This window comes from Micromonospora sp. NPDC005252, from assembly GCF_042872475.1.
Classification (GTDB): domain Bacteria; phylum Actinomycetota; class Actinomycetes; order Mycobacteriales; family Micromonosporaceae; genus Micromonospora.
Window position 1 is genome coordinate 1 of the sequence record NZ_JBIAKN010000030.1, and the last position, 9,778, is coordinate 9,778.

The 9,778-nt window shown below is 72.1% G+C and carries 6 protein-coding genes; 5 read left to right on the top strand and 1 reads right to left on the bottom strand.

The genetic code is table 11. The features are described from left to right. Positions 1 to 885: 885 nt before the first annotated feature. Positions 886 to 1,074, bottom strand: coding sequence for a hypothetical protein (locus tag ACFYPH_RS31060; RefSeq protein WP_354863390.1), 189 nt, complete (start codon positions 1,072 to 1,074; stop codon positions 886 to 888). A gap of 19 nt (positions 1,075 to 1,093) precedes the next feature. Here ACFYPH_RS31060 and ACFYPH_RS31065 point away from each other — a divergent pair, with 19 nt between their 5' ends. The 5 genes from ACFYPH_RS31065 to pulA all read left to right on the top strand — a co-directional run bounded on the left by ACFYPH_RS31065 (position 1,094) and on the right by pulA (position 9,608). Then, positions 1,094 to 1,981 (top strand): hypothetical protein, encoded by an 888-nt coding sequence (locus ACFYPH_RS31065; protein WP_387186662.1) that lies wholly within the window; start codon positions 1,094 to 1,096, stop codon positions 1,979 to 1,981. A gap of 36 nt (positions 1,982 to 2,017) precedes the next feature. Further along, complete coding sequence (locus ACFYPH_RS31070) at positions 2,018 to 2,407, top strand: hypothetical protein (RefSeq protein ID WP_355134641.1); 390 nt, start codon at positions 2,018 to 2,020, stop codon at positions 2,405 to 2,407. A gap of 135 nt (positions 2,408 to 2,542) precedes the next feature. Then, positions 2,543 to 3,196, top strand: a complete 654-nt coding sequence (locus tag ACFYPH_RS31075; protein ID WP_387186664.1) for a hypothetical protein — start codon at positions 2,543 to 2,545, stop codon at positions 3,194 to 3,196. Positions 3,197 to 3,303: 107 nt separating this feature from the next. Further along, positions 3,304 to 3,996 carry a cellulose binding domain-containing protein gene (locus tag ACFYPH_RS31080; protein WP_387186666.1) on the top strand — a complete coding sequence of 231 codons (693 nt, stop codon included), beginning with the start codon at positions 3,304 to 3,306 and terminating at the stop codon, positions 3,994 to 3,996. Positions 3,997 to 4,106: 110 nt separating this feature from the next. Further along, entirely contained in the window at positions 4,107 to 9,608 is a 5,502-nt protein-coding gene (gene pulA / locus ACFYPH_RS31085; protein ID WP_387186668.1) for a pullulanase-type alpha-1,6-glucosidase, read from the top strand. Positions 9,609 to 9,778: the final 170 nt, after the last annotated feature.

Below are 9,778 nucleotides of genomic sequence, written 5' to 3' on the forward strand. Positions count from 1 at the left end.
CATTCCGCATTCCGGACCACGCCGGCCAGTGGTGCTCGGCCGTGCGGGGATGTAACCACGGCGACCGCACGGGTGTTCCCGACGGGCCGCCACACGAGCCCGGCCAATCGTGCTGCTCGACCGTGCGGGGACGTAACCGCGGCGACCGGGCGGGTGTTCCCGGCGGCTGCCGCGCCACCGAAGCCCGAGGCTCGCGGCGGCATGCCAGGTATAACGAACCCGCCGGGTCCCCGATTCCGCCACCAAGGTGGCACCGACCACGGGACGCCACCGCCCGGACCGGACAAACAACCCACCGGAAACGGACACCCGCCACCACCCGGCGGTGATCAACTCGACTTCGGCGAAATCGGGTATCCGGGCGCCCGGGACACCCCGACATCACCGAACCCGAGTGGATCACCTCCAGGCGGCCCCACCGCCACCGGATGATCGTGCTCGATCCCGGAAACAGGCCCCTCACCCTGCCGGCGAGACCACTACATCCAGGATCGAGCACGATCATGCCCGCCCGAGACGTGCCGTGCACGGCGTCCCTCGGTGGGCGACACGCCACTGCACGCCGACCTCCGGGTCACGCCACCACCCCGGGGGTTGATCGACTCGACTTCGGCGATACCGGGGCATCCGGACGTGCCGGACACCCCCACATCACCGAACCCGAGTCGATCACCTCCACGCGGCCCGACCGCCACCGGATGATCGCGCTCGATCCAGGAAACAGGGGCCTCACCACGCGGGCGAGGCCACTACATCCAGGATCGAGCACGACCATGAAGGCCGGCGGGATTGTCCGCCGATCACCTGGGCCGGCCGGACAAGTCGGGTGGGACCGGCGTGGGACCGCGCGGGGTAGACCGGGGAGGTTCGACCGGGTCCGGGTCGTCAGGCGGGGTCTGCGGGTTTGGCTGCCTCACTGGCCTGGGCGTGACGTTCCAGCAGCCGCTGCCGGATCTCCTCCGGCGTGTACGCGCGCCGGCGCCGTTCGGCCCGCGCTATGACCACACCGGACGCCGCGACCCCGGCGAGGCCGGCGAGCCCGAGGACCTTCCACCACCGCATTCGTTGCCGCATCGGCCTAGGCTAGACCCTCATGAGCATCAGCCTGGATGAGGCCGTCGAGTTGACCCGCACCGGTGACGTGTGGGTGTTCCGAGGTCGTAGCGTGCCGGACCGGGCGATCCAGATCACCACGAACAGCCCGGTCAACCACGTCGGGATGGCGGTGGTGCTGGACGACATGCCGCCGTTGATGTGGCACGCGGAGCTGGGCCGGTCGTTGCCGGACCTGTGGTCGGGCACGCACCAGCGTGGTGTGCAGCTGCACGACCTGCGGGACGCGGTCTGCGTGTGGGCCAACCGGTACGGCCAGCGGGCCTGGCTGCGGCAGCTCGACCCGCCGGCGGACGGGGAGATGGAGCGGGCGGTGCTGCGGACCGTCGCGCGGTTGGACGGCACGCCGTTCCCGTCGACCGCCCAGTTGGCGTGGCGGTGGGTGCGCGGTCGGGTGCCGTCGCTGCCGGGCCCCGGCCGGGCCGCACTCCGAGCCGTGTCGCGGGCCGCTCAGGCGACCTGGGCCGACCCGGCCGCTCCGGCCGCGTCGGAAACCCCGACCACCGGGGCCAATCCGGCCGGGGCGGGGCCCCGGGCCAGCCGGGCCACCCCGGGCAATGCGGCCAACCCCGGGACAACGGCCGCTCCGGGCGCTGCGGCCAACCCGGGGACGACGGCCAACTCGGGGACAACGGCCACCCCGGGGACGACGGCAGCTCCGGCCAGCGCGGCTGCGCGGGAGAGGGCGTTGGAGACGGCGTACTGCGCCGAGGTGGTGGCGGTGACCTACGAGGCGATGGCCCTGCTGCCCGCCGGTAAGCGTCCAAACTGGTACGATCCGGGGCGGTTCTGGAGTGGTGACGATCTGGGGTTGACCGGTGGCGCCCGGTTGGGTGCGGAGATCGAGGTGCGGGTGCCGCCCCGCTGAGGTTTGGCCCGCCCGGTGAGCGGCAATTGCTGTCGCGTGAACGCCTCCACCGATCTCGACGCGCTGACCGGCTTCTTCGACCGGTACGGCGCCGCGATGACCTCCGGCGACCTGCCGTCGCTCGCCGGTTGTTACGCCCTGCCCGGGTTGGTGGTGGCCGACACGTACAGCTTCTCGTTCACCTCCCTCGCGGCGGTCGCGCTGTCCTTCGTGGGCGCCGCGCCCGACTACCAGGACCGGGAGTTGATCGCCGCGCACGCTCGGATCGAGGACGTGCAGCCGGTGTCGGCGCTGCTGACCATGGTGTCGGTGGAGTGGGAGTTCCTGGACAGCCGGGGGTACGCGGTGCCGGGGGAGCGGTACCGCTATCTGCTGCGTACGTCGGGTGAGGGTCCGGTCATCTGCACCGTTATCCGGACGGCCTGACCGCCGGGCGACCGTCCACGCGGGCGAGCCGTTTTCCGCTTCGGGTGGGCCGGTCGGTCCGATCTGTACCCGCGAGGTTTTCGGTCTGGCCGCCGCTGGCTACGCTGTCGCGTCGGTGGGACGAGGGGAGACCTGATGGCGTCAGGGCCGGACGGTGCGGGGGGTCCGCGGACGGCGCGCGTGCTGCTGTCGGTGCCGTGGATCGTGGTGCTGCTCGGCATCGGCGCGCTGGTGGTGCTGTTGGTGATCGCGCTGTTGTCGTTCCGTACGCGGGAGCGGGAGAGCGCGCCGCAGGCCGCGCCGCCGGTGTTCCTGCCGACCGTGCCGGCTACGGCGTCGTCGGGGCCGACGCCGGGTGGGCTGGAGCGGCGCACGGCGTCGCCGCGGCCGTCGCGCAGCAGTCGGACGCCGTCGCCGCGCGCCACCACGGGTTCGCCGTCGCCGGCCCGGACGAGCGCGGCGGCGAAGGGGGCGGTGACCGCCCGGTACCAGGGCGGTACGGACGGCGGGGACGCGACGGAGGCCGTGCTGTCGGTGACGAACGAGTCGGCCCGGTCGGCGGACTGGCGGGTGGAGTTGGCGTTCGAGGGCGCCATGCGGGGCCTGCGGGTCAGCGGTGCTGCGGGGATCTCCGTGTCGGCGCAGGGTGGCGGTGCGTTCGTGGTGAGCGGCGGGGCGGCGCTGGATCCGGGTGACACGCAGACGTTGCGGTTGCGGCTGGCCTGGGACGGGTCGGCGCAGCGGCCGGTGCGGTGCACGGTCAACGGCGTCGACTGTCGCTTCGGCTGAACTGGTGCCGGTGCCGGTGCCGGTGCCGGTGCAGGGCAAGGGCGACGGCGCTTCCGGGCTGGGCCGTCGATCGCTACGCTGCCCGGACGGCACGCTGAGGGAGGCACATGTCCGGCATGCGTCGCGCGCCGCGACCGTCGCACGGTCCGGCTGCCATCGCGTCGTCGCCGTGGATCGTGGTGTGCGCCGGCCTCGTCGTGATGGTGGTTCTGCTCTTCGTGGCTCTGGGTGCGTACCGGGGGCGTAGTCCGGCTGTCGACGACGGGCCGCCGCCGGCGGGGTTGCCGTTGCCGCAGGCGCCGGTCACGCCGTCCGACCTGTCGTCGACGCCGCTGCCGGAGAGGGCGCCGGTGCTGCCGGGGCTGTCGCCGCGGGCGAGCGGGCCGCCCCCGAGCACGCCGGCGATGTCGCGGCCACCGCCGGTCGGCCCGACGGTGGCACCGACCTCGCTGCGACCGTCGGCGGGGGTGCCGCCGCAGCAGCCGCCGGCGGTGAGTGGACGCTACCGGGTGGTGCAGAGCTTCGACGGGGGTTTCATCGGCGAGGTGCTGATCGTCAACGCGTCGGGTGCGGACCATGGCTGGACGGTGCGGTTCGACTTCGCCGGTGGGCGGCTGGTGACCGCCTGGGTCGAGGGGGTGCCACAGGGGACGCTGCGACAGTCCGACGGGAGCTTCACGTACGTCAGCGGGGTGGACGTGCCGGCCGGCGGGTCGGTGGCGTTGCGGTTCCATCTGGAACGGGCGTCGACGACGCCACGAGGCTGCACAGTCGACGGAGTGCGCTGCAGCGGGTTCTGAGCTGTGCTTCCGCAAGGAGACTGCTCGGTTACGACTTTGTTTGCAAGGTATTGCAGATTGTTTCGGCAAGGGTTAGCGTGCGGCCAATCACGACCAGAGGAAGGCCGTCGATGAAACCCCCGCCGATTCCGCGTACCGCCCTGCTCGCGCTCGTCTGCCTGCTCACCTTCACCCTCGTCGGTACGCCGGACTCCGCGCGGCCCCTGGGCGCCGACGCCGACCCCCGACCGTCCGGCACCGACCCCCTCGCCGCGGCCGGCGCCGTCCAGTGGCGCGACGAGCCCACCGCCGAGGCGTTGCTGGCCGCCGGCGCCGACACCGCGCGTGCCGAGCAGTTCTACTTCGTCCTGCCGGACCGGTTCGCCAACGGCGACCGGCGCAACGACTCCGGTGGCCTGACCGGCGACCGGCTGCGCACCGGGCTCGACCCGACCGACAAGGGCTTCTACCACGGCGGTGACCTCAAGGGCGTCATCGACAAGTTGGCCTACATCCAGGGTCTGGGCACCACCGCCATCTGGCTCGCACCGATCTTCAAGAACCGTCCGGTGCAGGGCAAGGGCGACGACATCTCGGCCGGCTACCACGGATACTGGATCACCGACTTCACCCAGGTCGACCCGCACTTCGGCACGAACGCGCAGCTCAAGGAGCTGGTCTCGCTCGCGCACCGGCGGGGGATCAAGGTCTACCTCGACGTCGTGGTCAACCACACCGCCGACGTCATCAAGTACGCCGAGGACTCCTACGCCTACGTGGACAAGGCCACCTCGCCGTACGTCGACGCGCAGGGGCGGGCCTTCGAGGACCGCAACTACGCCGACGGCAGCCGTGACTTCCCCACGGTCGACAAGAACTCCGGCCCGTACACGCCGGTCTTTCCCGAGCCCGGCGACGCCACCGTGAAGGTGCCGGCCTGGCTCAACGACGCGACCATGTACCACAACCGGGGTGACTCCACCTTCTCCGGTGAGAACAGCGAGTACGGCGACTTCAGCGGCCTCGACGACCTCTGGACCGAGCGTCCCGAGGTGGTGCGGGGCATGACGAAGGCGTACGGCGACTGGATCGGCGCGACCGGCGTCGACGGGTTCCGGCTGGACACGGTCAAGCACGTCAACATGGACTTCTGGCCGCAGTTCACCCAGGGCGTCGAGCAGGCGGCCGAGAAGGCCGGCAAGAAGGACTTCTTCGTGTTCGGCGAGGTCTACAGCGCCAACCCGGAGATCACGTCGACGTACGTGCGGCGCGGTGGTCTGCCGGCCACCATCGACTTCGCGTTCCAGGAGGCCGCGCGGGGCTACACGGCGGGCGCCGGCTCGGCGAAGGCCCTCGCCGACGTGTACGCCCGCGACGACCTCTACGCCGCCCGGGACACCGACGCGGGTCGGCTGACCACGTTCCTCGGCAACCACGACATGGGCCGGATCGGGTCGTTCATCGCCGGCGGCGGCACCGCCCCGGCCAGCCACCTGCGGCGGGACCAGCTCGCCCACCAGCTGATGTTCCTCACCCGCGGTCAGCCGGTGGTCTACTCCGGTGACGAGCAGGGCTTCACCGGCCCCGGTGGGGACAAGGACGCCCGGCAGGACATGTTCGCCTCGAAGGTGCCCGACTACCTCGACGACGACCTGCTCGGCACCGACCGCACCCACGCGAGCGACCAGTTCGACACCGGCCACCCGCTGTACCGGACGATCGCCGAGTTGGGCCGGCTGCGCCAGGCGCACCCCGCGCTGCGCGACGGCATCCAGGTCACCCGGTACGCCGCCGACGGCCCCGGCGTGTTCGCCGCCTCCCGGATCGCCCCCGCCGACCGGACCGAGTACGTGGTGGCGGTGAACAACGCCGAGACCGCGCAGACTGTCACCGTGGACACCTGGTCGGCCGGCGCCACCTTCACCGGCATCTACGGCGGATCGGGCGGCCAACGGGCCGGCGGCGACGGCAGGCTGACGCTGACCGTGCCGCCGCTGTCGGCGGCCGTGTACCGCGCGGGCACCCCCATCGCCCGGCCGACCGGCAAGCCGACCATCAGCATCACCACCCCCGCGCCGGGCGCCTCGGTGGCGACCCGCGCGGCGGTCACCGCGAAGGTGACCGGCGACCCGCTGGCCACCGTCACCGTGGCGGCCCGGGTGGCCGGCGGCAGGTGGACGTTGCTGGGCAGCGCCGACCACGCGCCGTACACCGTGCACCACGACCTGGACGGGCTGGCCGGCGGCACCCGGATCGAGTACCGCGCCGTCGTCCGCGACGGCCGTGGCCGCACCGCGACGGCACGGTCCGTCGCCGTCGTCGGCACGCCCGAGCAGGGCGGGTCCCGGGAGTGGGCGGTGGTGCACTACCAGCGTCCGGCCGGGGGGTACGACGACTGGGGGCTGTACGCCTGGGGCGACATCGACCCGGCGTACGTCACCGAGTGGCCGAAGGGGCAGCCGTTCGCCGGGGAGGACTCCTACGGCCGGTTCGCCTGGGTGAAGCTCAAGCCGGGCGCGAAGTCCGTGGGCTTCGTGGTGGTCGACAAGAATGGCACCAAGGACGTCGCCCAGGATCGCAGCATCGACGTGACGGCCACCGGTGAGGTCTGGCTCAAGCAGGGTGAACCGGCGATCTATCCGAGCAGGCAGGCGGCCACCGGTCAACCGGACCCGGCGGTCGAGGAGGGCACCGCGGTGATCCACTACCGGCGGGCCGACGGCAAGTACGACGGGTGGGGCCTGCACCTGTGGGACGGTGCGGCCAACCCGACCGAGTGGGCGACCCCGCTCGCGCCGACGTCGATCGACGCGTTCGGGGCGGTGTTCCGGGTGCCGCTGGCGGCCGGGGCCACCGGGCTGAACTACATCATCCACAAGGGCGACACCAAGGATCTGCCCGACGACCAGCGGCTCGACTTCGCCAGCGCCGGCCGGGAGGTGTGGTTGCTCGCCGCCACCCCGGGGCGGCTGCTGCCGTCGACCGCGACCAGCGCAGGCGGGGACACCGACATCGGCAAACAGAAGGCGCACTGGATCGACCGGTCCACAGTGGCCTGGCAGACCCCACCGACCGACGGTCGGGTGTACGCCCTGGTGGCCGCCCCCACCGGCGGGGTGAGCGTCGTCGACGGCGAGCTGTCCGGGACGTACACCAGTCTGCCGTTGCGGGCGCAGCGCAACGGGCTCACCGAGGCCCAGCGCGCGGCGTTCCCGCACCTGTGGTCCTACCGGGCCTTCTCCCTCGACCGGGGTGACCTGGCGAAGGTGCCGGCGGCGCTGCGCGGGCAGCTGCTGGTCACCGAGCGCGACGCGGCGGGCGCCCTGCTCGCCGCGACCGGCGTGCAGATTCCCGGCGTGCTCGACGACGTGTACTCCCGGGCCAGCCAGGTCACGCTCGGTCCGACCTTCGCCGGCCGTACGCCGAGCCTCGCGCTCTGGGCGCCGACCGCCCGGACGGTGGCGCTGCAACTGTTCGACTCACCCGCCGCGGCGCCGAAGACGGTGCCGATGCGCCGCGACGACCGCACCGGCGTCTGGTCGGTGCGCGGCAGCCACGCCTGGACGGGGAAGTACTACCGCTACCAGGTGCAGGCGTGGCAGCCGGCCGCGCAGCGGATGGTCACCGCGTCGGTGACCGACCCGTACTCGGTGGCTCTCGCCGCGGACTCCACGCACAGCCAGCTGGTCGACCTGAACGATCCGGCGCTGGCCCCGGCGGGGTGGCGGACGCTGCGCAAGCCGGCCGCGGTGCCGGCGTCGAAGGCGCAGATCTCCGAGCTGTCGGTGCGCGACTTCTCCATCGCCGACGAGACCGTGCCGGCGCAGCGGCGGGGCACCTTCCTGGCGTTCACCGACCCGAAAACCGCCGGGATGACCCACCTGCGGGCGTTGGGCGACGCCGGTGTGACGCACCTGCACCTGTTGCCGGCGTTCGACTTCGCCACGATCCCCGAGAAGCGGGCCGACCAGCGCCAGCCGGCCTGTGACCTGGCGGCCCTTCCGCCGGACTCCGAGCAGCAGCAGAAGTGCGTGGCGGCGGTGGCCGAGACCGACGGCTACAACTGGGGCTACGACCCGCTGCACTACACAGTGCCGGAGGGCGGATACGCCGTCGACCCGGTCGGCGCGGCGCGGACCACCGAGTTCCGGCGGATGGTCGCCGGGGTGAACGAGGCCGGCCTGCGGGTGGTCATGGACGTGGTCTACAACCACACCTCGGCGGCCGGCGTCGACGAGAAGTCGGTGCTCGACCAGGTGGTGCCCGGCTACTACCACCGGTTGCTCGACGACGGGACGGTGGCCAACTCCACCTGCTGCGCCAACACCGCCCCCGAACACGCGATGATGGGCAAGCTGGTCGTCGACTCGCTGGTCACCTGGGCCAAGCAGTACAAGGTGGACGGCTTCCGGTTCGACCTCATGGGCCACCACCCGAAGGCGAACATCCTGGCCGTGCGTGCCGCGCTGGACCGGCTGACCGTCGCCCGCGACGGGGTGGACGGCAAGGCGATCATGCTCTACGGCGAGGGCTGGAACTTCGGCGAGGTCGCCAATGACGCCCGGTTCGTGCAGGCCACCCAGGCCAACATGGCCGGCACCGGCATCGGCACGTTCAACGACCGGCTGCGCGACGCGGTACGCGGCGGCGGACCGTTCGACGCCAACCCCCGCGCGCAGGGTTTCGCCTCCGGGCTCTACAGCGACCCCAACGGCGACCCGGTGAACGGGTCGGCGGCGGCGCAGAAGGCCCGCCTGCTGCACGCCCACGACCTGATCAAGGTGGGTCTCACGGGCAACCTGCGGGACTACCGGTTCACCGACACCTCCGGGCGGACGGTCACCGGGGCGCAGGTGGACTACAACGGCGCCCCGGCCGGCTACACCGCCGCGCCCGGGGAGGCGGTCACCTACGTCGACGCGCACGACAACGAGATCCTGTACGACGCGCTGGCGTACAAGCTGCCGCAGGCCACCACCGCGGCGGACCGTTCCCGGATGCAGGTGCTGGCGCTGAGCACGGTGGTGCTGGGGCAGGGCACCGGGTTCGTCACCGCCGGCAGCGAACGGCTGCGGTCGAAGTCGTTGGACCGCAACTCGTTCAACTCCGGTGACTGGTTCAACCAGATCCGCTGGGGTTGCGAGCGGGGCAACGGGTTCGGCGCCGGCCTGCCGCCGGCGCAGGACAACCAGGACAAGTGGTCGTACGCGAAGCCGCTGCTGGCCGATCCGACGTTGGTGCCGGACTGCGCCGCGATCAACCTGGCCGACGCCCGGTACGCGGAGCTGCTGCGGATCCGGGAGTCCTCGCCGGTGTTCGGGCTGGCCACCGCCGGCCAGGTGCAGCAGCGGGTCGCCTTCCCGCTCTCCGGCGAGAAGGAGACGCCGGGCGTGCTCACCATGACCCTGGACGCCCGGGGGCTGGACGGGAAGTGGAAGTCGGTGACCGTCGTCTTCAACGCCACCCCTGGGGCCGCGAAGCAGACGGTGACCGGCCTGCGCGGGGCGAACGTGGCGCTGCACCCGGTGCTGCGGGAGTCCGCCGATTCGGTGCTGCGGACCGCCTCGTTCGACCAGGCGAGCGGCACGTTCACCGTGCCGGCGCGCAGCGTGGCGGTCTTCGTCCAGGACTGATCCCACGACGATCCGGCCCCCTACCACCGAGGTGGTAGGGGGCCGGACCCTGCGTGGATCCGTTCGCTGACCGTCGGTCAGTTGAAGCAGTCCTTGACGGTGCCGGCGCAGTTGGTGGGGTCGTTGTTGGTGATGGTCGACTTTTCGTCGAGGCGGACCTTGCCGTTGTT

Bases quoted from the DNA above. Each gene is read 5' to 3' on its own strand.
- ACFYPH_RS31060 (WP_354863390.1), bottom strand. From the start codon at position 1,074: ATGCGGCAACGAATGCGGTGGTGGAAGGTCCTCGGGCTCGCCGGCCTC.
- ACFYPH_RS31075 (WP_387186664.1), top strand. From the start codon at position 2,543: ATGGCGTCAGGGCCGGACGGTGCGGGGGGTCCGCGGACGGCGCGCGTG.
- ACFYPH_RS31065 (WP_387186662.1), top strand. From the start codon at position 1,094: ATGAGCATCAGCCTGGATGAGGCCGTCGAGTTGACCCGCACCGGTGAC.
- ACFYPH_RS31080 (WP_387186666.1), top strand. From the start codon at position 3,304: ATGTCCGGCATGCGTCGCGCGCCGCGACCGTCGCACGGTCCGGCTGCC.
- pulA (WP_387186668.1), top strand. From the start codon at position 4,107: ATGAAACCCCCGCCGATTCCGCGTACCGCCCTGCTCGCGCTCGTCTGC.